We start from the raw sequence: 24940 nt of genomic DNA, 5'->3' as shown, positions 1-24940 counted from the left end.
CGACACTTCCTTTCGCTAGAGCTCGATCGCACCGTTGGCCAGCGAGACCACCCCGGCGATGGCACCGACAACGATGACGGCGAACAGGACCGCCTCTGCCGGGCGGAACACCCGGAGTCCGCGTTCGCGCCGGGCGATCACGTACAGGATCGCCCCAGGGGCGTACAGGATGCAGGAGAGCATCAGGTGATCCATCCCAGCCGCGTAGACCAGGAAGAGCGTGTACACCGTGGCCACTACGGCCACCGTCATGTCGCCGAATCGCGGGGCCCCGTTGTCGTAGGTCTCGCGGGTGATCGTCAGTTTCAGCGCATACGCGGCGGCCAACAGATACGGAATCAGCGAAAGCGCCGCGGTCAGGTCGAGCATGAAATTCAGTGCGTCGGAGGTGAACAGCAGCACGATGAGGAGCAGCTGAACCATGCCGCCGGCCATGACGAGCGCGGTGACCGGTGCGCCGTGGGAGTTGGTGCGGGCCAGGAAGCGCGGCATATCGTCGGATTTTGCTGGTAGATACAGGATTTCGGCGGCCATCAATGTCCACGCCAGGTAGGCGCCCAGCACCGAGACGATCACGCCGGCCCGGATAAACACCGAACCCCAATGTCCCACAATACTTTCCAGGACGGACGCCATCGATGGCTGGTAGACCTGGGCCAATTCCTGCTGCGGGAGAATGCCGTAGGACACCAGGGTGACGAGCATGAAGACGCTCAGCACGCTCAGGAAGCCGATGATGGTGGCACGCCCGACGTCCTCGCGTTTGCGCGCGAAGCGCGAGTACACGCTGGCACCTTCGATACCTAGGAAGACGAACACGGTGATGAGCATCGTGCCCTTGGCTTGTTCGAATACCGAGGAGTACGAGGCACTGTCGCCGCCCCAGAAGTTCTTCGCGAAGACACCGCCTTTGAAGGCGATCACGGCGATGACGATGAACACCAGGATCGGGACGACCTTCGCGACGGTGGCGATCCGGTTGATGATCGCCGCCTCTTTGACCCCGCGCAGGATCAGAAAGCAGAACAGCCAGACCCCGATCGAGGAGATGACGACGGCCAGCAGGGTGTCGCCGGTACCGAGGCCGGGGAACAACGCGGCGGTGGTGGCCATGATCAGCACCCAGTAGGAGGTGTTGCCTGCGCAGGCCGAAGCCCAGAACCCGAACGCCGAATTGAAGCCGACGTAGTCGCCGAAGCCTGCCTTGGCGTACGCGAAGATGCCCGCGTCAAGTTCTGGTTTGCGGGTGGCCAGTCGCTGGAAGACAAAGGCCAGCATCAGCATTCCGCTGCCCGCGATCGCCCAGGCGATGAGGGCGCCGAGCACACCGGTCTCGACTCCGAAGCGCCGGGGCAGCAGGAAGACGCCCGAGCCGATCATGGACCCGACCACCATGGCGGTCAGGGTGGGCAGGCTGACTTTTCCGTCGGCCTGCGGCGGTGACTCCGTGGACGCCATCGGCAGCTCCTTCGCTGGTCCCGCCGGCTCACGTCATGCTAGCGCCGTTGCGTCACCCAAACGGGCGGATGGCCGATGCGCTTACAGCCCAGCGATGATCTCCTGCCGCTTCGCGGTGTACTCGGCCTCGGTGATCGCGCCGGTGGCACGCAATGTCTCGAGCTCCTGCAGTCGCTGCGCGGTGGAGACTTCCGGCATCGCAGGCATCGGGGGCGGCACGTACGCCGCGGGGGGCGGCGCGGCAGGAGCCGCAGCGGCGGGGTGTCCCGCGCCGGCCCGGCGGACGACGGCCATCACCTGCTGGCGCACAACCGGATTGGACCGAATGTCGATGGTGCCGTTCATCGGAACGTTGTTGGCCCGCAGGATCTGCATGATCTCCATCAGCGGCCCGGCCTGGCCCCGGAGGTCGTAGGTCGTGTTGTCCTCGGCGAGGGTGAACTGCGCCGGCACCACCCCGGCGATCAAAGCGCTGGCGTTCCAATCGATTTCGTACTTCTGCGTGCCCGGCTCGACGAGGGCCACCAACTTGTGCGCGTTGAGGATCTGCATGCGGGTCGGGCTGGAGGCCATGGTCTCCTGGGTGTCGAACCCCTGATACCCGGGCACATCGAAGTGCAGGTTCACCTTGATCATCTGCTGATCGTTGACGAACCAGGACGTGTCCGAGATTCCGGTGATCTGCGCCAGCACCAGAACACCGCGCTGGCTGAGTTCGTCATGCCGCGCCGCCGATTTCACCCCGGCGTTCGTCAGCCACAGCGCGAGCAGCACATCGCCGGCGGTGATGAGCAGACCGACCCAGAACATCCACCCGATATAGGGTCGCGCGACCGGGCCGAGCGCGAAGTACACGATGAGAAAGATCGGACCGACCAGGCCGCCGAACAGCAGCACTGTCAATTGTGCTTTGAGATACCGCCCCAACATGTCGCCACTCCTTGCCGCCTTTGACCAGTGCTTTCGGCTGAAGACTAGCGCACCGTCCTGGCACTACCGATCCCAAATTTCCTTGCCGAGAACAACGAAAAGCGGCGCCCACCCGAAGGTGAGCGCCGCTTCGCGGTACTAGTTCAGATCACTTGTGGATCTTGGTGACCCGGCCGGCGCCGACGGTACGGCCACCTTCACGGATCGCGAAACGCAGGCCCTCGTCCATCGCGACGGGCTGGATCAGCTTGACGGAGATGTCGGTGTTGTCACCGGGCATCACCATCTCGGTGCCCTCGGGGAGGGTCACAACGCCGGTCACGTCCGTGGTGCGGAAGTAGAACTGCGGGCGGTAGTTGTTGAAGAACGGCGTGTGACGGCCGCCTTCGTCCTTGGACAGGATGTAGACGCTGCCGTCGAACTCGGTGTGCGGCGTGGTGGTGCCGGGCTTGACCACAACCTGGCCACGCTCGACATCTTCACGCTTGACACCACGGACCAGCAGGCCGACGTTGTCGCCCGCCTGGCCCTGATCGAGCAGCTTGCGGAACATCTCAACACCGGTGACCGTGGTCTTCGTGACGGTCGGCTTGATGCCGACGATCTCGACTTCCTCGTTCACGTTGACCACGCCACGCTCGACACGACCGGTGACCACGGTGCCGCGGCCGGTGATCGTGAAGACGTCCTCGACGGGCATCAGGAACGGCTTGTCGGTGTCGCGGACCGGGTCCGGGATCGACTCGTCGACGGCGTCCATCAGATCCTCGACGGCCTTGACCCACTTCGGGTCACCCTCGAGGGCCTTGAGCGCCGACACCTGAATGACGGGGGCGTCCTCGTCGAATTCCTGAGCGGCCAGCAGTTCGCGGACCTCCAGCTCGACGAGCTCCAGGAGCTCTTCGTCGTCGACCATGTCGGCCTTGTTCAGCGCGACCAGGATGTAGGGGACGCCGACCTGGCGGGCGAGCAGCACGTGCTCACGGGTCTGCGGCATCGGACCGTCGGTGGCGGCGACCACCAGGATTGCGCCGTCCATCTGGGCGGCACCGGTGATCATGTTCTTGATGTAGTCCGCGTGGCCGGGGGCGTCGACGTGCGCGTAGTGACGCTTCTCGGTCTGGTACTCAACATGCGAGATGTTGATCGTGATGCCACGCGCACGCTCTTCGGGCGCATTGTCGATCTGGTCGAATGCACGCGACTCGTTCAGCGTCGGGTACTTATCGTGCAGAACCTTCGTGATTGCTGCAGTAAGCGTGGTCTTGCCGTGGTCAACGTGACCGATGGTCCCGATGTTGACGTGCGGCTTCGTCCGCTCGAACTTCGCCTTCGCCACTTCTGTGTCCTCCTGGACTTGTTGGTGCTTGCTAAGCAGTTTTGATGTTTTCAGTTGTGCTGGCCGACGGATCAGCCTACAGACCCGTTATTGGCCCGTTGCCTTCGCGATGATCTCCTTCGACACATTCGCCGGAACTTCGGCGTACGAGTCGAACACCATCGAGTAGTTCGCCCGGCCCTGCGTCCTCGACCGAAGGTCGCCGACATAGCCGAACATCTCCGACAGCGGAACCTGCGCCTTGACGACGCGCGCACCACTGCGCTCCTCCATGGCCTGGATCTGACCACGGCGGGAGTTCAGGTCGCCGATCACGTCACCCATGTAGTCCTCGGGTGTGGTGACCTCGACGGCCATGATCGGTTCCAGGATGGTCGGCTGCGCTTGCGCGGCAGCCTTCTTCAGCACCTGAGAACCGGCGATCTTGAACGCCATCTCCGACGAGTCGACGTCGTGGTACGCACCGTCGAGCAAGGTGAGCTTGACGTTCACCAGCGGGTAGCCGGCCAGCACGCCGTACTGCATGGCGTCCTGCGCACCGGCATCCACCGACGGGATGTACTCGCGCGGGATGCGGCCACCGGAGACCTTGTTCTCGAACTCGTAGGTCGCGCCGTCCTCGCCGGTGAACGGCTCGATGCTGACGAGCACCTTCGCGAACTGGCCGGAGCCACCCGTCTGCTTCTTGTGGGTGAACTCGACCTTTTCGACCTTGCGCTTGATGGTCTCCTTGTAGGCGACCTGCGGCTTGCCGACGTTGGCCTCGACCTTGAACTCGCGACGCATGCGGTCGACCAGGATGTCGAGGTGAAGCTCGCCCATACCGCCGATGATGGTCTGGCCGGTTTCGTGATCCTGGTTGACCTTGAAGGTCGGGTCTTCCTCGGCCAGCTTTTGGATGGCCAGGGACAGCTTTTCCTGGTCGCTCTTGGTCTTGGGCTCGATGGCGACCTGGATAACGGGATCCGGGAAGGTCATCGATTCCAGCACGACCTGCTGGCTCAGATCCGACAGGGTGTCACCGGTGGTGGTGTCCTTCAGTCCGATCACGGCGTAGATGTGACCAGCGGAGGCCGTCTCGACCGGGTTCTCCTTGTTGGAGTGCATCTGGAACAGCTTGCCCAGCCGCTCCTTCTTGCCCTTGGTCGCGTTGATGACCTGGGCGCCGGAGTCGACCTTGCCCGAGTACACCCGGACGTAGGTGAGCTTGCCGAAGAACGGGTGCGTGGCCACCTTGAAGGCCAGACCCGAGAACGGCTCATCGGTCGACGGCTTGCGGATGACCTCGACGTCCTCCTTGCCGGGGGCGTGACCCACGGCGGCCGGCACGTCCAGCGGCGACGGCAGGTAGTCGATGACCGCGTCGAGCATGGGCTGCACGCCCTTGTTCTTGAACGCGCTACCGCACAGCACCAGGTACGCCGACGAGGTGATGGTCAGCTTGCGCAGCGCGCCCTTGATCTCCTCGATCGAGAGTTCCTCGCCACCGAAATACTTCTCCAGCAGCGCCTCGTCGGTCTCGGCGACGGCTTCTAGCAGCTTGGTGCGGTACTCGCCCGCCTTCTCCTGCAGATCGGCCGGGATCTCGATGGTCTCGTAGGTCTCACCGAGCTTGGTCTCGCCGCGCCACACCTTGGCATTCATCTCGACCAGGTCGACGACGCCCTCGAAGTCACCCTCGGAGCCGATCGGGATCTGAATCGGGATGACGGTGGCACCGAGCCGGTCCTCCATGGTCTTCACCGAGAAGTAGAAGTCCGCGCCGATCTTGTCCATCTTGTTGACGAAACAGATGCGGGGGACGTCGTACTTGTCGGCCTGCCGCCAGACCTGCTCGGACTGCGGCTCGACACCCTCTTTGCCGTCGAAGACGGCAACGGCACCGTCGAGCACGCGCAGCGAGCGCTCTACCTCGACGGTGAAGTCGACGTGGCCCGGGGTGTCGATGATGTTGATCTGGTTGCCGTTCCAGAAGCACGTCGTGGCAGCCGAGGTGATCGTGATACCCCGCTCCTGCTCCTGCTCCATCCAGTCCATCGTGGCGGCACCGTCGTGCACCTCACCGATCTTGTAGCTGATACCGGTGTAGTAGAGGATGCGCTCGGTCGTCGTCGTCTTGCCGGCATCGATGTGCGCCATGATGCCGATGTTGCGGACCTTGTTCAGGTCAGTCAGCACGTCCTGTGCCACGGCTAAATTCCCACTCTTTCGGTTCTCAGTTCGGTGTAGTCATTGCGCCCAGGCCGCTGCGGATGCAGCCGGCCAGTGCAATCACCAGCGGTAGTGCGCGAAGGCCCGGTTCGCCTCGGCCATCTTGTGGGTGTCTTCACGTCGTTTGACGGCGGCACCCAGGCCATTGCTGGCATCCATGATCTCGTTGGCCAGCCGTTCGACCATGGTCTTCTCGCGACGCGCCTTGGAGAAGCTGACCAGCCAGCGCAGGGCCAGCGTGGTGGAGCGCTCCGGGCGCACCTCGACGGGGACCTGATAGGTGGCACCGCCGACACGACGGCTGCGCACCTCAAGGGCGGGCTTGACGTTGTCGAGCGCGCGCTTCAGGGTGACGACCGGATCGGTGCCGGTCTTGTCGCGAGCCTGTTCGAGCGCACCGTAAACAATGCGTTCGGCCAGCGATTTCTTCCCGTCCAGCAGCACTTTGTTGACCAGCTGGGTGACCAGCTGCGACCCGTAGACCGGGTCGTTGACGAGAGGACGCTTGGGAGCGGGACCCTTGCGCGGCATTAGCTCTTCTCCTTCTTCGCGCCGTACTTGCTGCGCGCCTGCTTGCGGGCCTTCACACCTTGGGTGTCCAGCGAGCCGCGGATGATCTTGTAGCGAACGCCGGGGAGGTCCTTCACTCGACCACCGCGCACCAGCACCATCGAGTGCTCCTGCAGGTTGTGGCCCTCACCGGGGATATAGGCGGTGACCTCGACCTGGCTGGTCAGCTTCACGCGTGCGACCTTACGAAGCGCCGAGTTCGGCTTCTTCGGCGTGGTCGTGTACACGCGAGTGCACACGCCACGGCGCTGCGGGCTGCCCTTGAGGGCCGCGGTCTTCACCTTGGCGAGCTTGTCGCGGCGACCCTTGCGGACCAGCTGCTGAATGGTTGGCATCTACCGGCTTTCTATCTCTCGTCCGTCTTTCGGCGGTTTTCAAGTCTCTGTACTGCTGTTTTCGCCCCGCCGCGTACCCCGCTGCCGGGCGTGTCGCACACACTGCGCACCAGAAAAAATCCGATGCATACTGGACATGCGAATTGGCCCGGCGTGCGCGCATGCGAACCCGCTTGCGCCCCTTATTGGCCAGGCACGAGCTCCCACGATACCAGGCGCGGCACGCCCCTCCAAACTCGGAGCACGACGCCTTACTGCAGGTCAACGCCTGAATGTCGGCGCCGGTTCCCGACGGCCCGGTTCGCGGGTGCCGCTACGGCGGCCCATGACGGGCTCAGCTGAGCGCGCTATTTCGCCGCGCCATGCCCGTGGCCAGCCGCAGCACCATGTCGGAGAACACCAGGTCGGTGTCGACGTTGTCCATCACGCCGGTCATCTCCAGCAGCACGAACCCGTGCAGCGCCGCCCAGAACTCCAGCGCGGAGTAGAACGCGTCGTCGCCACCCAGGCCGTAGGAGGTCAGCACCTCGATGACCGGAGCCGCGGCGGCGTGCGAGGCGGCGGTGTACTCCGGGTCGTCACCGCCCAGCGGCATGCGGGTGAACGCCGAATAGCGGCCCGGGTGGTGGTGGGCGTAGCTGCGGTAGGCGCTGGCCATCGCCATCACGGCGTCGTCGCGCACGCGGCCCTGCCCGACGGCGGACAGCATCTGCAGAATGTCGTCGATGACGTGCATGCGAACAGTGCGACGCAGGTCTTCCAGGCTGTGCACGTGGTTGTACAGCGACGGGCCCTTGGTGCCCAGCTGCGTGGCCAGGGCGTTGATGGTGAGTCCGTCCCAGCCGTCGCGATCCAGGAACGTCAGCGCCGCGTTGACGATGACCTCGCGACTGAGTTTGGCTGACCTCGTCGCAGGCCGGGTGCCAGGACGCGGCCGGCCACCCGCCGAGTCCGGTTCCGGCTGAATTGTCATCACAAACCCTTCAATGGTGATCGACGAAGAACTCTAGTTGACCCAGGGGCAGAGACGCAGGCTCCAACTCGGGTTGGGGTGGAAAGTTAGGCATCGCCGCCGTCGCGGATAACGTCGTAGGAAAGACGAACCGGATCGACCGCGTTCCGGCGTAGGCCCAAAGGACGGTCTGGATGCACTCCCCCACTCTCATCGCCGGCATCGGCGTGCTCGCCGCCCTCACCCTGGCGGGTTGCGGATCCGCCAGCAACGACACCAACTCCCCGACGGCCACTGCCGGAAAGACGGGGGCCCAGGTGGAAGTGGGCAACACCATCAACTACGGCTCGTTCGGTACCACCGCCGAGATCGACTGCGCCGACGGCAAGTCGCTCAACGTCGGCGGTTCGAACAACACCCTGACGGTGAAAGGCACCTGCGCGGCGGTGAACATCGGCGGCGCGGACAACAAAATCACCTTCGACAAGATCGACAAGGAACTCTCCGTCGTCGGCCTCAACAACACCATCAACTACAAGGGCGAACCGAAGGTCAACAACCTCGGGTCGGGCAACACCCTCAACAAGAGCTGACGGCGGGCAGGAGCGAAGCGACCCGGGATTTAGGCTAGGGCGCCGCAGTCACGATCACGGTCACAGTCGTAGCCCCTGAGTCGGATCCGATGACGAGGTGTGACGCGTTCGGCGTTGAGACGACGTGTCCGCCGACGACGGTCACCTGGTATCCGTGTGGGTATTGGACGGCCGGCGTCGAGATGATGGTTTGCGACCCGCCCGCGAACATCCCTGAGCCGTCGACCTTCGCTGTGGTGTAGCTGAAGCGGAAGCTGCCGTCATCGTCGACGGTCCAACCATGCGGCGTACCCGCAATCACCGTCGGGTAGGGCTGTGAAAGAGCCTGCAGATTACCAATATTCACATTCTCGCCGACGGGCGGCAGCGCGGGGTCGTACACCAGCGACTGTTCCCTCGGTCCGCCGGTGCTGGTGATTTCCCCCGCACCGGTATACGCCCAATTGGTCCAGCCGATCTGACGCTGATTGGCCGCCTGCACCTCAGTATGGAGTTCGGAAGTGTCACTGGTGGAACCGAATTCACCCATGAAAGCGGGGACGTCGTTTCTCGCACTGTACGAGGCGGCGCGGCGGGAGAAGCCGGGAGCGATCAGTGGCGACAGCACTGCCAGACCGAGCGATCCCCCACCGTAGCCGTGGTATTCCAGCACGGTATTCGTATCATCGATCTCCCCCAGAAAGATGGGCTGCCCGAATAAGACGCCTGCGAAGACCTCCACAGTGGGCGCGACCGGCGAAATGAATACGGGTGTATTCGAGTCGACGGACCGGATCGCGTCGATTGCCTGGTTGTACATCGGCGTGAGCTGCTGGGTGCCGAAGAAGGACGCGTTTATGGTGGCAGCCAGCCACTCTGAACCGGGCCACGGCTCGTTCATGATGTTGTAGCCGATGACATTCGAGTCGTCCTTGAAGCAGTCCGCCACGGCTTGCCAGGTGAGCGCGTAGTGGTCTTGAAGTCCCATCCCGTCAGGTCCATCCGCATTGGACCAGAACGCGTCCCAGGCGTGGTTCTCCGCCGGGTTGAGGTAGTAGTTCAGGCCGAACAACGGTTTTGTGAGATTCGGGTTGGGCAGACCGCCAGTCTGCGTAGCCCACTCCGGAGCGCCTTCACCCTTGAACCGTGCGCTGTACAGGTCTTGATGCATGTCGATGAAGCTGTAGATGCCGTTGTCGGCCAGGATTTGCGCGGTGTGGCGGATTCCGGCCAGGTAGTCGGTGTCGATGACGCCGGGCTCGGGCTCGACTGCCGCCCACTCGATTCCAAGCCGGACGACGTTGAATCCGTTGTCAGCCAAGAATTTCGCATCGTCCTCGCCAAATCCCGCAACGGCCGGGTCATACGGCGGGATCTTGTACACGAGGTTGACGCCGTGCAGGATGACGACCCGCCCGTCATCGGTGGTCAGCCAGGTCCCGGTGGTCGAGATGGATCCCGACTTCGCAGAGCCTTGCGTCGCACCCACGATCGTTCCGAACGCGCCGGCGTCGCCGTGGCCGCCGAACACGCCCGCGGTCCCCCCGGCGCCGCCCAGGGCTGTCAATCCTGAAGTCGCGCCGCCTAATCCACTGTCGCCGCCGTCACCGCCGTCGCCGCCGGTACCGAAGAGGATCGCGCCGTTGCCTCCGTTGCCGCCGCGTCCACCCGCGACTCCGTCACCGCCGTCGCCGCCGTCACCACCAATGCCGATCACATAGCCGGCGCGGCCCCCACGACCCCCAATGGCGCCCGCTCCTCCGTTACCGCCGGCACCCCCGTCACCGATCAACCCGCCATTTCCGCCGAGTCCGCCGGCCGTTCCGGCAGTCACGCTGTCGAATCCGTCACCGCCATCGCCGAGTAGCCATCCACCGGCTCCGCCGTCGGGGTGGGCCGCTGTGCCGGGCGCGCCGTTACCAATCACATAGGAGCCGGCGACCGTGTTGATGAAGCTGTCCGTGGCCTGCCCGACCTGGCTCGTGATCCACAGTTGACCCACGTTATGGACTGGCGCATAGATCGACAGCCGTGGGCGCGCGGCGGCCAGGATCGTCGACACCAACGGGTTGTCATTGGCAGGCGCGGTCGGCGTGTGGCTGTGCCCGACGCCGGTCGGACGACCTCTCGAGCTCGCCGTGGTGGAGGGGTGTCGCGCGGACCGCGGGCCCTTGCCGGTGCCGGCTCTGTGTGTGCCCGGAGAGCCCGTTGACGATTGCGATGCGCCGGACGTTCCCGTGTCAGCCGAGGCGGTGCCGGTACTCGACGCGACCGCTACTCCCATACCGAGAGCGAGCGCCAGGCCGCCTACCCCACCGACAAACGCGGATACCCCGATGTACCTGTCATCCCCCATGCACCCGTTATAGGGCCTCCCGGGCATTTTCAAGCGCAAATTGCGACAGTGTTCGGGGCCTCACATTCCCGGATCCGGCTGCGGCCTGGATTTGCTGCCTGAGAAGATGCTGTGCATGCCCCCGGGGACGGTTGAGCGAGCGACGGAAGCCAAGGCGGTGGCTGACATTCTCGCGCGCGCCGAGTCCGGTCCGGCGGGATTGGTGGTGGAAGGCGACGCCGGCATCGGCAAGACGACGCTCGTTCTGCAAGCTCGCGCTCTGGCCGAGAACCAAGGCTTTCGGGTGCTGAGTGCGCACGGCTCGCCCTCGGAAGTGACGTATGCCTACGCGGCGGTCGCAGATCTGTTGACAGATGTCGACACCGCAACCTTGGCGACGTTGCCGGATGTCCAACGCATTGCGCTGGAACGCGCCCGTGTCGGTGATGTGACCGGTAGCGGACCGGCCTCGGACGAACGCATCGTGGCCACGGCTTTCCTGGCGGTCATCCAACGGATCAGCACACACTCCCCCGTGTTGTTGGCCATCGACGACGCGCAATGGCTGGACGCCTCCAGCCGCGCCGTGATCGGCTTCACCGCACGCAGACTCACCGGTCGCGTCGGCATGATTCTGGCCTTCCGCACCGGCGACCCGGAGGTAGCCCATACGCAGTCGTGGCTGCACTTCCCTCGACCCGACTCTGTCACCCGTGTGGTCATGCAGCCACTGAGTCTGGGCGGCCTCCATGCGCTGATCGGGGCGCGGCTAGGTCACACGCTGCCGCGGCCGACAATCACACGGATACACGAGATCTCGGGTGGCAACCCACTTTTCGCGATCGAACTCGCCGCAAGCGCGGCCGGCGACATCGGCGTGCGCGATCTGCAGCTGCCCGACAGCCTTGCCGCACTCGTGCGTCGCCGCGTCGGCGACGCTGACGACGATGCGGCCGACGTGTTGCTGACCGCCGCATGTAGTGCGGCGCCGACGGTCGAATCGGTCAGCCAGGTCACCGAGCTGCCGACGGCTCGCACGGTCGAGGTGCTCGAGTCGATGGAAAACCTCGGCATCGTGTGTCTCGAGGGTAATCGGGTGCGATTCACTCATCCACTGTTCGCCACTGGCGTCTATACCAACGCAACACCCTCGCGCCGCAGGGCGGTGCACCAAAAACTGGCCGCCCGCGCCGAGCGACCAGAGGTCAGAGCTCGACATCTTGCACTGGCTGCCACGACTGCTGATCCAGCCACCCTGGAAGCATTGGATGCGGCAGCTCTGGCCACCCTGACTCAAGGCGCCCCTGCGGTCGCCGCCGAATTGGTCGAACTGGCAATAAAGCTCGGCGACGACAATATGTGGCGTCGAGTCCGCGCCGGCGAACTGCATTTCAGGGCTGGATCGATGGTCGCAGCGCGGATGCATCTTCAGACCGCACTCGGTGGGGCGCCGCCGGGAGTGTTGCGTTGCATGGCTTTGATGTGGCTCGGTGCAGTGAAAGGCTATGACGACGATATGGCGGGTGCCGTCGATGCGATGCGCGAGGCCGTCGACGAAGCCGGCGACGAATTAGCACTCGGATTGTTGTGTTCGCTACGCCTGTCGTTGGCGCTGGTGATGACCGATCGTCTCGACGAAGCGTTGAAACGGGGCGCGCAGTCGGTCGAACTCGCCGATCGTCTTGGCGTACCGGGTCTGCGTAGTCAGGCGCTGTCGATCTGGGTGGCAGGCAAGTTTGCGGCCGGGCACGGAGTTGATCACGACGCGTTACAGACCGCGCTGGAGCTTGAGGACCCACAGGGCGGGGCGACCACCTGGTTTCGAGCCAGCGCTGTTGAGGCGTCGATCGCCGCCTATACCGGTGATCTTGACCGCGCTGAGACATTGATGCGCGGTGTTCGGCGACAGATGCTCGACGGCGGCACCGAGGTCGACATCATCTGGGCCGCAGTGCACTCGGCGGCGATCGCAATATGGTCCGGACGCTACGACGACGCCACAGCTGCTGCCCTGGATGCGGTACTGCGTGCCGAGCAGATGGGTGGCCGATTTGCTCTCATCACCGCGTGGACACCCCAAGCCGCCGCGGCCGCTTACACCGGCCGCGAAGCCGAAGCGCGAGCGGCGGCGCAGGTCGCCATCGACACCGCCCACGAGATCGGTGCAGACCTGATGGCGAAGGAACCGAGGAGCAGCCTGGCCTTCCTCGAAGTGTCGCTCGGCAATTATTCGGCGGCGCTCGCAGTGCTGCAGCCGGACCTCGACAACTTTGACCCTGCCGCCACCGAAATCGAATTCGGCCGCCATCTGCCTGACGCGATCGAAGCGCTCACCATGCTGGGCCGACCCGACGACGCAGAACCGCTCGTAAAGGCGCTGGAAATCAACGGAACTCGCCTCGACAGACCCTGGATGTTGGCCATGGGCGCCCGCGGCCGAGGTCATATCCTGGCCGCACGTGGCGATCTCGACGGCGCGCAACGTGCCGTCGAGATCGCGATGGTCCTTCACCAGCGGTTGCCAATGCCGTTCGAAACCGCGCGCACTCAACTGCTCCTGGGCCAGCTGCAGCGCCGTCGCCGTCGCCGGAGACAAGATGCCGCGACGGCGACGCGGGACGCGCTGCAGACCTTTGAGCGCCTCGGCGCACCCCTATGGGCGGCCCGGGCGCAGGCCGAGCTCGCCCGTCTCGATGGTTCCCGCGGCGACGGGCACGCCCTATCCCCGACCGAATTGCGCATCGCCGAACGCGCGGCCACCGGAATGTCGAATAAGGAGATCGCGGCCGAGCTGTTCATCTCCGACAAAACCGTCGAGATGAACCTGTCTCGGGCCTACCGAAAATTGGGCATTCGGTCCCGAGCGGGCCTCTCCGCGGCGCTCCAGACAAAAGAGGTCTAGGGAAAACCCTCATTCAATTTTCGCCGCCCGTGGCTACAGTCACGATGTGATCGGCTCGGCGGCCAGCGGCCCATTCTTCCTGGTGGAGTGGTACCAAACGGGTCCCGTCACGCTCGTAACCGAAACAGTTGCTGCCCACCTACGTCACGCTGCCGCCACGGGCGACCACACAACACCTGCCGCTTTGCTGATGGCGTTATCCATGCCCGCGGACCAAACCGTGTTCGCCGTGTTCTCGGCGGCCAGCAGCGATGCGGTGGTCCAGCTCTGCCACCGCGCAGGCTGGCCCGCCGACCGCATCAGCACCGATGTCGAGCCCTGGCTGGCGTCACAGCTCCCCTCGCCCACCGAGTAACGCGCCATTGAAGTAGTGGTCGGGCTCAGGCCTTCCCGCCGTGGCGGCCGGCCCCCTGGGCGAATCGCTGTGCGCCGGCGAGTGATTCGGCGGCCACCCGCGACAGGCTGCCGAACTCGAAGTCGATGGCCTCAGCCTCGGATTGGCCCCACTGATTGAGCGCGGACATCCGATCCGAACGCAGGCAGCCCTGTGGTAGCTGCGCCAGCTCCGCCGCCAGCTCCTCGGCGGCCTGGCGGGCCTGCCCCTTCGGTACGACCCGATTGGCCAGCCCAATCGCAAGCGCCTCCTGTGCGTCAACGGCCCGGCCGGTCAGGATCAGGTCCATCGCCCGGCTGTGCCCGATGAGCCGCGGTAGTCGTACCGTGCCGCCGTCGATCAAAGGCACCCCCCACCGCCGGCAGAACACCCCGAACACGGCGTCTTCTTCAGCGACTCGAAGGTCACACCACAGCGCCAGTTCGATACCGCCGGCCACGGCGTAGCCGCTCACAGCGGCGATGACGGGCTTGGACAAGACCATGCGGCTCGGTCCCATGGGGCCCGGAGCCGCTGGGCCGGCGACATCGGACCCCGTCCGTGGACGGTGCAGGGGGTTTGTGTCGGGTGTCCCGATCGCCTTGAGATCGGCTCCGGCGCAGAAGGTTCCGTGATCACCCCAGAGCACCGCCACCGACGCCGACTCATCGGCGTCGAATTCCTCGAAGGCGTTGAACAGTGCCATCGCCGTCGGGCCGTCGACGGCATTGCGGGCCTGGGGGCGGTCCAAGATCACCGTCGTCACCGGCCCATTGCGTTCCACCCTTACCGGACCCTTGCCCCCGGTCGCTTCGCTCCTGCCCGCCGAATCCGTCATTGCGCCTCCACCAGTCGTCCCTCATCCCGCCGCGCGCTCAGTTCGGCGGCGAAGTCTGCGTAGGCCTTTCGAAGTTCAGCGCCCGGCCAGTGCGCCGGCAGCAGATCCGCCGGCAAGACCGGGTCGGTGAGCAGGTGCCGCACCATGCCGGCGGCCGCGCGGAAACGTTCCGGAACGTCACCGGCCGCAGCCATGTCATCCAGCAGCCGACGGCCCGTGCCCGCCCAGCCAGGTAGATCCCACAACCGCCGGGTCAGATCCACCGGATCGTCGTCGATGGCGTACAGCACCCGCACGCGTTCGACAACCTCCGCGGGCAGCTCGTCGTCGAGATTGCCCGGCCGCAGCCAGACACCTTCCCTGATCTCACCGAACCGCTTTATCTGCAACGTATTTCGCAGCGCAGCGCGCGCCCTTGCGTCCATACCGACGGCGGTGATGACCAACGTGATCCACCTGCCGTCCCAGTCACGAGTGCGCGGGTAGAGTGCGTCGTCCTGACGGCGCTGCCGGTTGAGCAACCGGTCCGACAGCCGGTAGCCGTCGTCGGAGCGCACCAGGTCACCGGCCGCGACCATCCGGGTCAGCGCCACCCGCAGGGTTTGCTCGCGGATTCCGAAATCCGATGTCAGCTGCAGTAACTCCGCCGAGGTAGCCCACGCCGGATGAGCACCGAGCAATACGCTGAGCACCACCGACCGGGCGGTCATCTTCGCCAGCGATTGCGGCATGCTCACACCCCCGACGCGCTGCGCCCGTGGTCGCCGAACGGCTCGTCGCGGTGGCGTACCGCCTCCCGAAACCCTTGCGCGCGAGCGTCAGCCACGAACGCGTGCCCCTCCGGAGTGTGGCGGGCGATGCCGTCGAACACGGTGCTGACCATTCGACTGGTCGCCACGCCTTGCTGGTACAGCGCGGTGTTCATCGCAAGCTTGGCCATGATGAGCTGATTGACGGGCATGGCGGCGATCCGGGCGACCAGTCGCTCGGTGCGCTCGTCGAGGTCGGCGGGATCGGGCGCCTCGACGGCCAGCCCCCATTCCGCGGCTTGGGCCCCGGTGAGGCAATCACCGGTGAACAGAAGGCGTTTGGCGCGCTGATCGCCGAGTCGGTGCGCCCACAGCCCCGCCGCGGGCACTCCCCACACCCGCATCGGCGGGTAACCGATGATCGCGTCCGAGGCGATGATGACCTGGTCGGCGTGCAGCGCGATATCGGTGCCGCCCGCCACGCAATAGCCGTGGATCTTGACCACGGTGGGCTTGTCGGCGTGCATCAGGCTGGAAAAGCCGCGCACGAACCGGCTCATCATCTGGTAGTCGATCATCGGGTCCCACGGCTGGTCTGGCTTGTGGTTGACCGCCTGGGTCTTGCCGTCGAGCACGGTGCCCTTGTTGCTGCCACCGCCGCCGGCCGAGGAGGAGCCGTCGGCATAGGCGCCGAGATCGAATCCGGCGCAGAAGCCCTCACCGCGTCCGGACACCAGGATCACGTGCACGCCCGGGTCGAGGTCGGCCCGTTCGACGAGTGCCGCCAACTCCAACGGAGTCTCGGCGACGATCGCGTTGCCCTTTTCCGGGCGGTTGAAGGTGATGCGCGCGACTCGATCGGTGACCTCGTAGGTCATCGTCTTGAGTTCGGTCATCCCGCTACCCTGCGCGAGCAGACGCAAAATCGCGTTAGAACGGGGGTTTTCATGCGAGTTTGTGTCTGCTCGCGACGGGAAGTCATCCCTTCACCAGGCAGCGTTCGATGATCGGCGCGAGGTCGAGCCCGGCCGGCAGCGTGCCGAACGCGCCGCCCCAGTTACCGCCCATCCGGGTGGCCAGGAATGCCTCGGCGACCGCGGGATGGCCGTGCCGGACCAGCAGGGAACCCTGCAGCGCCAATGCGATGTCCTCGGTGACCTTGCGCGCCCGGTATTCGATGGCGTCGAAGTTCCCCAGCTCCGCCCGCAACTCGGCGATATGGGTGTCGAGCCGCACGTCCTGGCCGGCGCTGGTGGCGAGCTCGTCGAACAGGACATCGACGGATTCGGGCCGGGTTGCCATGGCGCGCAACGTATCCAGTGCGCTGACGTTGCCCGATCCCTCCCAGATGCCCATCAACGGCGCCTCGCGGTAGAGCCGCGGCATACCGGACTCCTCGGCATAGCCATTGCCGCCCAGACACTCCATGGCCTCGCCGGCGTGCGGGGTGGCCCGCTTACACACCCAGTACTTTGCCGCGGCCAGGCCGATGCGCCGCAGCAGGGTTTCCCGTTCGTCACCGCGCACGGCGGCGTCGGTGGCTCCGGCCATCCGCATCGCGATGATCGTGGCCGCCTCGGCTTCGACGGCGAGGTCGGCAAGCACGTTGCGCATCAGCGGCTGGTCAATGAGGTAGGCGCCGAATGCCTTTCGATGCTGGGCGTGGTGTACGGCGCGGGTCAGCCCGCTGCGCATGCTGGTGGCGCTGCCCAGCGTGCAGTCCAGCCGGGTCAGGTTGACCATCTCGATGATGGTCGGCACCCCGCGACCCTCCTCACCGACCAGCCATGCGGTGGCGTTGTCATATTCGACCTCGCTCGAGGCGTTGGCGTGGTTGCCCAGCTTGTCCTTCAAGCGCTGCAAGAACATTCGGTTGCGGGAGCCGTCGGGAAGAACACGCGGCAGCATGAAACAGCTCAGCCCGCCGGGCGCTTGCGCCAGCACCAGGAAGATGTCGCTCATCGCCGCGGAGGTGAACCACTTGTGGCCGGTGATGCGGTAGCTTCCGTCGCCGTTGGGCATTGCTTGGGTGGTGCCGGCCCGGACGTCGGAGCCGCCCTGCTTCTCGGTCATCGACATGCCCGCGGTGATGCCGATCTTGGTGGCGGGCACCGTGAGTTCGGGGTCGTAGTGGCGGCTGGTCAGCAGCGGCTCGTAGATTTTCGCGAGGTCGGGGTTGTGGCGCAGCGCGGGCACGACGGCGTAGGTCATCGAGATCGGACAGACGTGGCCGGGTTCGCAGGTCCACACGCCCATCTTGGCCGCGCGAACCACGTGGGCGCCCGGGCGATCATCAGCCCACGGCGCGGCGTGCATGCCGTTGGCGATGGCAGCCCGCATCAGCTCGTGGTACGCCGGGTCGTACTCGATCTCGTCGACGCGATAGCCGTACCGGTCGTGGGTGTGCAGGATCGGCAGGTTGCGATCGGCCAGCTCTCCCCAACGCTGGACCTGGGGGCTGCCCGAGAGCGCGCCGAGCTCGGTGACCTCATCGAGGCCCCATTGGCCGCCCTCCCGGATGAGGGCCTCGATCAGTACCGGTGAATTCGCCGGGTTGTGGTCCACCAGCGGTGGAACCTGGTTGGTGACGACATGCGTATCCGACATGACACCACTGTTACATTTTTCCGACAACCGCACAAGATGCGTAATATGGCACGCTGGATGGGGTGAACCCGAACTCTGTTGTGCACGCCGCAGCGCTGTGGCTAGAGCACGAGCCAGTACCCGCCGACCAGTCCATCGACGGCGAACCGCACACCGGGGTCGCCGAACTCGACGGGTTCGGCGGGCTACAGGTCGGAGTGTGGGAGATGACGCCAGGGGTCATGCGTGACGTCGAGGCCGAGGAGCTGTTCGTGGTGCTCTCCGGGGCGGCCACCGTCGAGTTCGACGACGACAGTCCGGCATTGACGCTGGGACCTGGCGACGTAGCGCGTCTGACGAAGGGCGCCAGGACGGTGTGGACGGTGACCGAGACGCTGCGGAAGGTCTATCTCACTTAGCCCGGGTGGGCGGCGAAGAAGTCCCACATTCGCTGGGTGGCGAACGACGGCCAGTCGTGCCCGCCACCGGCCACGGTGATCAGCTCGACACTGCGCCCGCTGGGACACTCGGCCAACGAGGTCGTCAACTCCCCGTCGACGGTCGTCGCCGGCGGCCGGCATTGATCGACCGTGCGCCAGAATGCGTTGACATCAGGAGGTGTCGGCGTCTTGATGGGGACGACAGTCCCGGGCTCGCCGTCGTAGCGGATCAACCGGTCATCGGTGCCGTGGATGTGCAATACCGACATCGGACGCGGCGCCGGACAGGCTTCGAGCTGAGTGGCGGCATCGGGCCCGATGGCCGCGAAAACAGCGGTGTTGCAGGCTAATTTGTAGGCCATCATGCCGCCGTTGCTGATTCCGGCGGCATAGATGCGGGCCGGGTCGATGCCGACGTTGTCGGCGATGTCGCGGACGGCGGCGGTGATGAAACCGACGTCGTCGACGCCGTCGTCGCTCGCCTGGCCGCAGCAGCCACCGGAATTCCACGACTCGCCCAGTCCATCGGGATAGGCGACCACGAACTTCGCGGAATCGGCGAGCTCATTCCAGCCGTACTGCCGTTCAGCCTGCTCCGCACTGCCCGTCCAGCCGTGCAGCATCACGACCAATGACGCCGCAGGCGACAGGCCCGCGGGGATGTACAGCCGATAATCGCGGTCGACTCCCCCGACCGTGATCGTGTGCACGCTGGTGCCCGGGGTGAAGGGGGCCACCGTCGCACCCGACGGCGCGCAGGCGGACACCAACACGAGGACCCACAGCAGCGCGAATTGGCGGGCCCACATGGCTAGCTCAGGTGCTCGCGCAGGAAGGCGATGTCATCCTTGCGGCCCGCGTCGGCCGTCTCACAGATCACCGGCGCATCGGCCGCCTGCACGACCGCCACGAGAAGCTGCGGATCGATCTGTCCCGAACCGAAATTGGCGTGCCGGTCGGCACCGGAACCCTTGGCGTCGCGGGAATCGTTGCAGTGCACCAGATCGATGCGCCCGGTGATGCCCTTGATGCGCTCGACGGCGTCGATCAGTTCCTCACCGGCCGCCCAGGCGTGGCACGTGTCGAGGCAGAACCCGATGCCGGTGTCGGAGATGCGCTCCCACAGCCTGGCGATGGTATCGAAGTGACGCGCCATCGCGTGGTCGCCGCCGGCGGTGTTCTCCAAATACACCGGCATGTCGCTCTCCAGCGCCGCCAGGGCTTTGACCCAGCGCTCGAAGCCCGCCTCCATGTCGTTGTCGTCGGCGTGACCGCCGTGCACGATGACGGCAGTCGCGCCGATCTCGGCGGCGGCGTCGCAGGTGTCCTGCAGGATCTTGCGCGACGGGATGCGCACGCGATTGTTGGCCGAAGCCACGTTGATCAGATACGGAGCGTGCACGTACAGCGGGATGGACGACGCCTTGAGTGTCTCGGCATCCTCGCGGGGCTTGGGCTTCTTCCAGCTCTGCGGATTGCCGAGGAATAACTGCGCCACCTCGGCGCCGTCGGCCGCCGCGGCTGCCAGCGGATCGTCGGTGTGGACATGAGAACCGATGAGCACGGGCTCGAGTCTATGCGCGGCCACCGATACCGCGCACGGCCGTCACCGCCGCCAGAACAGGTGATGGGTGACCCCACTCGGGCTCGGCACCACCTCGTGGTGGAACCGGTCGTCGAGCTCGTCGGGCGATTCCCACAGGCGGGATCCGGCACCGATCTCCACGTCAGCGACCGCCACGTGCAACGTGTCGACCAGACCCGCGTCGAGGAATTGCCGGACGGTGCTGGCACCGCCGCCCAGCCGGACGTCCTTGCCACCGGCGGCCGCCTTCGCCTGAGCCAGGACGTCCGCCGGGTCACCGTTGACGAAGTGGAACGTGGTGTCCGTCAGCGTCAACGACGGGCGCTCGTGGTGCGTCATGACGAACACCGGCGTATGGAACGGCGTCTCGTCGCCCCACCACCCCTGCCAGTCGGGGTGGTCCTGCCACGGGCCCCGGTACGGGCTGAACTTGTTGCGGCCCATGATCTCCGCGCCGATATTGTTGCCGAAGTCGCGGGTGAAGTAGTCGTCGAGGCCGCGTGTTCCACCGGGCTCACGGCGGCCCACCCAGCTCGCCGTCGCGCCGACCCACGCGAACAGGGCAGGTTGGTCGGCATCGCCGAACGGGCGCTCGAAACATTGGTTGCGCCCCGCGCCAAACCCGTCGCGCGACAGCATGAAGTTGTGGACTCTGAGCAGTTGGGCCACGTATTCCTCCTGAGATTCTTCGGCAGTCAACGGTTAGACCTCAACCGCCGGCTGAACTCATCGCGCACGAAAAAGCCCCCGAGACGAATCCCGGGGGCTTTCTCATGTCGAACTAGCGGTAGTCGCTGTAGCCGTAATCGTCCAGCGGCACCGCAGCACCGGTGGCCTGGCCGAAGTCCGGGCTGTAGTACTGATCCTCGTAGGACGGGATCGTGTACGCCGCGGCCCGAGCCTCTTCGGTCGGCTGCACCTGGATGTTGCGGTAGCGGCTGATGCCGGTACCGGCCGGGATCAGCTTGCCGATGATCACGTTCTCCTTCAGACCATTGAGCCTGTCGCTGCGGCAGTTGATCGCCGCATCGGTCAGCACGCGAGTGGTCTCCTGGAACGACGCCGCCGACAGCCACGAATCCGTGGCCAGCGATGCCTTGGTGATACCCATCAGCACCGGACGGCCGGCCGCGGGCTCGTTGCCCTCAGCCACCACCCGACGGTTCTCCGACTCGAACTCGCCACGTTCGGTCAGCGAGCCGGGCAGGAACTCCGTCGCACCCGAATCGATGATCGTGACGCGACGCAGCATCTGCCGAACGATGACCTCGATGTGCTTGTCGTGGATCGACACACCCTGCGCCCGGTACACCTCCTGAACCTCTTTGACGAGGTGGATCTGCACCTTGCGCGGGCCCTCGACACGGAGCACCTCGTGCGGGTCGGCCGAGCCCTCCATGAGCTGCTGGCCTACCTCGACGTGGTCACCGTTGACAAGCAACTTCTCGCTGCCGTCTTCGTGCTTGAAGACCTTCAACCGCTGACGCTTGGAGAGCTTGTCGTACACGACCTCCTCGCTCCCGTCGTCGGGAACGATGGTGATCTTGTAGAACTTGTCGGTCTCCTCCAGCTGCACCCGCCCGGCCACATCGGCGATCGGTGCACGGTTCCGCGGAACACGTGCCTCGAACAGCTCCTGCACACGGGGCAGACCACCGACGATGTCGGCGCCACCAGTAACACCACCCTGGTGGAAGGTGCGCATGGTCAGCTGCGTGCCGGGCTCACCGATGGATTGCGCGGCCACGATGCCGACCGCCTCGCCGATGTCCACCAGCTTGCCGGTGGCCATCGAGCGGCCGTAGCACATCGCGCACACGCCCGATCCGCTGGTGCAGGTGAGCACCGAGCGAACCTTGACCGCGGTGATGCCGGCCTCGAGCAGAGCGTCGATCGCCGGATCGCCGAGGTCGTGTCCTGCGACGACGACCACGTTGCCCTTCTCGTCGACCGCGTCAGCGGCCAGCGTGCGGGCGTACGCCGAGGTTTCGACGTGCGGATCGCGGATCAGCGCGTCGCCCTGCAGCTCGGCGAGCTCGACGATGATGCCGCGCTCAGTGCCGCAGTCGTGCTCGCGCACGATGACGTCCTGGCTGACGTCGACCAGACGACGGGTCAGGTAACCCGAGTCAGCGGTACGAAGTGCGGTGTCCGCCAGACCCTTTCGGGCGCCGTGGGTGTTGATGAAGTACTCCAGCACCGTCAGGCCCTCACGGAACGAGGACTTGATCGGGCGCGGGATGAACTCACCCTTCGGGTTGGTCACCAGACCCTTCATGCCGGCCAGCGTCCGGGTCTGGGTGAAGTTACCCGTCGCGCCGGAGTCCACGATCGTGATGATCGGGTTGTCGTGCGGGTAGTGCGCCCGCAGCGCCTGACCGACCTCTTCGGTGGCTTCCTTCCAGAGCTCGACGAGAGCGTCGTTGCGCTCCTGCTTGTTCAAAGCACCGCGCTGGTACTTCTTTTCGATCGCGTCGGCTTCGGTTTCGTAGCGCTCGAGGATCTCCGCCTTCTCCGGCGGCACGATGACGTCAGCCATCGAGACGGTGACACCCGAACGGGTGGCCCAATGGAAGCCGGCGTCCTTGAGCTTGTCGACGGTCTGCGCGACGACGATCATCGGGTAGCGCTCGGCCAGATCGTTGATGATCCGGGCCTGGACCTTCTTGTGCATCTGCTCGTTGACGAACGGATACCCCTGCGGCAGAAGCTCGTTGAAGAGCACCCGGCCCAGCGTGGTCTCGGCGGTCCAGGGATTGCCCGGGCGCCAGCCATTCTCGCCGAACAGCTCGTTCTCGACCTCATGCGGCGGACGCAGCTGCGTCAGACGCACCTTGATCAGAGCCCGAACCGACAGCGAACCGCGATCCAGCGCCATGATGGCCTCGGCCGGCGAGCTGTACACGCCGGTCTCCGGGACATCCTTGGCCGCCGCGGTGCGCTCACCCGTGTCGCCGGGAACCAGCGTGGTCAGGAAGAACAGACCGGTCACCATGTCCAGACGCGGCATGGCCAGCGGCTTACCCGACGCAGGCGACAGGATGTTGTTGCTCGACAGCATCAGGATGCGGGCCTCGGCCTGCGCCTCGGCGGACAGCGGCAGGTGAACTGCCATCTGGTCACCATCGAAGTCGGCGTTGAACGCCTCACAGACCAGCGGGTGCAGCTGGATGGCCTTGCCCTCCACCAGCTGCGGCTCGAAGGCCTGGATACCCAAGCGGTGCAGCGTAGGTGCACGGTTCAGCAGCACCGGGTGCTCGGCGATGACCTCTTCGAGGACATCCCACACCTGGGGACGCTGACGCTCCACCATCCGCTTGGCGCTCTTGATGTTCTGCGCGTGGTTCAGGTCGACGAGACGCTTCATCACGAACGGCTTGAACAGCTCGAGTGCCATCAGCTTGGGCAGACCGCACTGGTGCAGCTTGAGCTGCGGGCCGACCACGATGACCGAACGGCCCGAGTAGTCGACACGCTTGCCGAGCAGGTTCTGACGGAACCGGCCCTGCTTGCCCTTGAGCAGATCGGACAGCGACTTGAGCGGACGGTTGCCCGGTCCGGTGACCGGACGGCCGCGACGGCCGTTGTCGAACAGCGCGTCCACCGACTCCTGCAGCATCCGCTTCTCGTTGTTGACGATGATCTCGGGAGCACCGAGGTCGATCAGTCGCTTGAGGCGGTTGTTGCGGTTGATCACGCGGCGGTACAGGTCGTTGAGATCGGAGGTCGCGAAGCGGCCACCGTCCAGCTGGACCATCGGGCGCAGCTCCGGCGGGATCACCGGAACGGCGTCGAGCACCATGCCCATCGGCGAGTTGCGATTCGTCTGGAACGCCGCGACGACCTTCAGTCGCTTGAGCGCACGCAGCTTCTTCTGGCCCTTGCCGTTCTTGATGGTGTCGCGAAGCGATTCAGCCTCGGCGTCGATGTCGAAGGTCTCGATGAGCTTCTGGATCGACTCCGCGCCCATCGACCCCTGGAAGTACTCGCCGTAGCGGTCGACCAGTTCCCGGTAGAGGTTCTCGTCGACGATCAGCTGCTTGACGGCCAGCTTGGTGAAGGTCGTCCAGATCTCGTCGAGCCGGTCCAGCTCGCGCTGGGTCCGGTCGCGCAGCTGACGCATCTCGCGCTCGCCACCGTCGCGCACCTTGCGGCGCACGTCGGACTTGGCACCCTCGGCCTCCAGCTCGGCCAGGTCGGCCTCGAGCTTCTGTGCGCGGGCCTCCAGGTCGGAGTCCCGCTGATCGGCGACGGCCTTCTTCTCGACCTCCATCTCGGCTTCGAGAGTGGAGAGCTCGTTATGGCGCATCTCGCCGTCGACCGCGGTGATCACGTAGGCGGCGAAGTAGATGATCTTCTCGAGATCCTTTGGCGCCAGATCCAGCAGATAGCCCAAGCGCGACGGAACGCCCTTGAAGTACCAGATGTGCGTGACGGGTGCGGCCAGCTCGATATGGCCCATGCGCTCACGGCGCACCTTGGCGCGAGTGACCTCGACGCCGCAGCGCTCACAGATGATGCCCTTGAAGCGCACGCGCTTGTACTTGCCGCAGTAGCACTCCCAGTCGCGAGTCGGTCCGAAGATCTTCTCGCAGAACAGGCCGTCCTTCTCTGGCTTCAGCGTGCGGTAGTTGATGGTCTCCGGCTTCTTGACCTCACCGAAGGACCAGGTACGGATGTCGTCCGCGGTCGCGAGACCGATTCGGAGTTCATCGAAGAAGTTGACGTCTAGCACGTAACTCCCTTTCCCCTTGCGGGATTAGTA

Annotated in this window: 20 protein-coding genes; 4 read left to right on the top strand and 16 right to left on the bottom strand. The window is 65.3% G+C overall.

The genetic code is table 11. The features are described from left to right. Positions 1-15: 15 nt before the first annotated feature. The 7 genes from SLQ31_RS17985 to SLQ31_RS17955 all read right to left on the bottom strand — a co-directional run bounded on the left by SLQ31_RS17985 (position 16) and on the right by SLQ31_RS17955 (position 7816). Positions 16-1458 (bottom strand): basic amino acid/polyamine antiporter, encoded by a 1443-nt coding sequence (locus tag SLQ31_RS17985; RefSeq protein ID WP_319435097.1) that lies wholly within the window; start codon positions 1456-1458, stop codon positions 16-18. Positions 1459-1539: 81 nt separating this feature from the next. Beyond that, the gene (locus SLQ31_RS17980) at positions 1540-2388 is read right to left on the bottom strand and encodes an SHOCT domain-containing protein (RefSeq protein WP_319435095.1); all 849 of its coding nucleotides are present in this window, start codon (positions 2386-2388) and stop codon (positions 1540-1542) included. 148 nt (positions 2389-2536) lie between these two features. Then, positions 2537-3727 carry an elongation factor Tu gene (tuf, locus tag SLQ31_RS17975; RefSeq protein ID WP_319435093.1) on the bottom strand — a complete coding sequence of 397 codons (1191 nt, stop codon included), beginning with the start codon at positions 3725-3727 and terminating at the stop codon, positions 2537-2539. A gap of 87 nt (positions 3728-3814) precedes the next feature. After that, positions 3815-5917 carry an elongation factor G gene (gene fusA, locus SLQ31_RS17970; RefSeq protein WP_319435091.1) on the bottom strand — a complete coding sequence of 701 codons (2103 nt, stop codon included), beginning with the start codon at positions 5915-5917 and terminating at the stop codon, positions 3815-3817. Positions 5918-5998: 81 nt separating this feature from the next. After that, positions 5999-6469 carry a 30S ribosomal protein S7 gene (gene rpsG / locus SLQ31_RS17965; RefSeq protein WP_155916076.1) on the bottom strand — a complete coding sequence of 157 codons (471 nt, stop codon included), beginning with the start codon at positions 6467-6469 and terminating at the stop codon, positions 5999-6001. Next, a complete protein-coding gene (gene rpsL / locus SLQ31_RS17960) occupies positions 6469-6843 on the bottom strand; it encodes a 30S ribosomal protein S12 (RefSeq protein WP_319435088.1) in 375 nt (124 codons plus the stop codon). Before rpsL ends, rpsG begins: the two co-directional genes overlap by 1 nt. Positions 6844-7177: 334 nt before the next feature. Then, positions 7178-7816, bottom strand: coding sequence for a TetR/AcrR family transcriptional regulator (locus SLQ31_RS17955; RefSeq protein WP_319435086.1), 639 nt, complete (start codon positions 7814-7816; stop codon positions 7178-7180). 173 nt (positions 7817-7989) lie between these two features. Here SLQ31_RS17955 and SLQ31_RS17950 point away from each other — a divergent pair, with 173 nt between their 5' ends. Then, positions 7990-8388 carry a DUF3060 domain-containing protein gene (locus SLQ31_RS17950; RefSeq protein ID WP_319435084.1) on the top strand — a complete coding sequence of 133 codons (399 nt, stop codon included), beginning with the start codon at positions 7990-7992 and terminating at the stop codon, positions 8386-8388. A 34-nt stretch (positions 8389-8422) separates the two neighbouring features. On the opposite strand, the gene SLQ31_RS17945 is transcribed toward SLQ31_RS17950, so the two are convergent. After that, a complete protein-coding gene (locus tag SLQ31_RS17945; RefSeq protein WP_319435082.1) occupies positions 8423-10429 on the bottom strand; it encodes a cellulase family glycosylhydrolase in 2007 nt (668 codons plus the stop codon). Between the two features lie 409 nt (positions 10430-10838). Here SLQ31_RS17945 and SLQ31_RS17940 point away from each other — a divergent pair, with 409 nt between their 5' ends. Together SLQ31_RS17940 and SLQ31_RS17935 are read left to right on the top strand one after the other, a co-directional pair. Beyond that, positions 10839-13604, top strand: a complete 2766-nt coding sequence (locus tag SLQ31_RS17940) for a helix-turn-helix transcriptional regulator (RefSeq protein WP_319435080.1) — start codon at positions 10839-10841, stop codon at positions 13602-13604. A 202-nt stretch (positions 13605-13806) separates the two neighbouring features. Then, positions 13807-13959: a hypothetical protein gene (locus SLQ31_RS17935; protein ID WP_319435079.1), complete on the top strand. Its 153-nt coding sequence runs from the start codon at positions 13807-13809 to the stop codon at positions 13957-13959. 25 nt (positions 13960-13984) lie between these two features. Here SLQ31_RS17935 and SLQ31_RS17930 read toward each other — a convergent pair whose 3' ends face one another. The 4 genes from SLQ31_RS17930 to SLQ31_RS17915 form a co-directional block, all read right to left on the bottom strand. Next, complete coding sequence (locus SLQ31_RS17930; protein ID WP_319435077.1) at positions 13985-14815, bottom strand: crotonase/enoyl-CoA hydratase family protein; 831 nt, start codon at positions 14813-14815, stop codon at positions 13985-13987. After that, the gene (locus SLQ31_RS17925; RefSeq protein ID WP_319435075.1) at positions 14812-15546 is read right to left on the bottom strand and encodes a PaaX family transcriptional regulator C-terminal domain-containing protein; all 735 of its coding nucleotides are present in this window, start codon (positions 15544-15546) and stop codon (positions 14812-14814) included. Before SLQ31_RS17925 ends, SLQ31_RS17930 begins: the two co-directional genes overlap by 4 nt. A gap of 2 nt (positions 15547-15548) precedes the next feature. Next, positions 15549-16460, bottom strand: a complete 912-nt coding sequence (locus SLQ31_RS17920) for a crotonase/enoyl-CoA hydratase family protein (RefSeq protein WP_319435073.1) — start codon at positions 16458-16460, stop codon at positions 15549-15551. Positions 16461-16542: 82 nt separating this feature from the next. Beyond that, positions 16543-18171 carry an acyl-CoA dehydrogenase family protein gene (locus tag SLQ31_RS17915; RefSeq protein WP_319435071.1) on the bottom strand — a complete coding sequence of 543 codons (1629 nt, stop codon included), beginning with the start codon at positions 18169-18171 and terminating at the stop codon, positions 16543-16545. A 62-nt stretch (positions 18172-18233) separates the two neighbouring features. Here SLQ31_RS17915 and SLQ31_RS17910 point away from each other — a divergent pair, with 62 nt between their 5' ends. Next, a complete protein-coding gene (locus SLQ31_RS17910; RefSeq protein ID WP_319435069.1) occupies positions 18234-18569 on the top strand; it encodes a cupin domain-containing protein in 336 nt (111 codons plus the stop codon). Here SLQ31_RS17910 and SLQ31_RS17905 read toward each other — a convergent pair. The 4 genes from SLQ31_RS17905 to SLQ31_RS17890 all read right to left on the bottom strand — a co-directional run bounded on the left by SLQ31_RS17905 (position 18566) and on the right by SLQ31_RS17890 (position 24910). Next, positions 18566-19399: an alpha/beta hydrolase family esterase gene (locus SLQ31_RS17905; protein WP_319435067.1), complete on the bottom strand. Its 834-nt coding sequence runs from the start codon at positions 19397-19399 to the stop codon at positions 18566-18568. The genes SLQ31_RS17910 and SLQ31_RS17905 overlap by 4 nt on opposite strands. Positions 19400-19401: 2 nt before the next feature. After that, the gene (locus SLQ31_RS17900; RefSeq protein WP_319435066.1) at positions 19402-20154 is read right to left on the bottom strand and encodes a deoxyribonuclease IV; all 753 of its coding nucleotides are present in this window, start codon (positions 20152-20154) and stop codon (positions 19402-19404) included. 42 nt (positions 20155-20196) lie between these two features. Further along, positions 20197-20844 carry a dihydrofolate reductase family protein gene (locus SLQ31_RS17895; protein ID WP_319435814.1) on the bottom strand — a complete coding sequence of 216 codons (648 nt, stop codon included), beginning with the start codon at positions 20842-20844 and terminating at the stop codon, positions 20197-20199. Between the two features lie 112 nt (positions 20845-20956). Continuing rightward, positions 20957-24910: a DNA-directed RNA polymerase subunit beta' gene (locus SLQ31_RS17890; RefSeq protein ID WP_319435064.1), complete on the bottom strand. Its 3954-nt coding sequence runs from the start codon at positions 24908-24910 to the stop codon at positions 20957-20959. Positions 24911-24940 lie beyond the last annotated feature (30 nt).

Origin of the sequence: Mycobacterium sp. RTGN5 (genome assembly GCF_033804465.1) — a bacterium.
Lineage (GTDB): Bacteria > Actinomycetota > Actinomycetes > Mycobacteriales > Mycobacteriaceae > Mycobacterium.
This window is presented reverse-complemented; position numbering and strand designations above follow the sequence as displayed.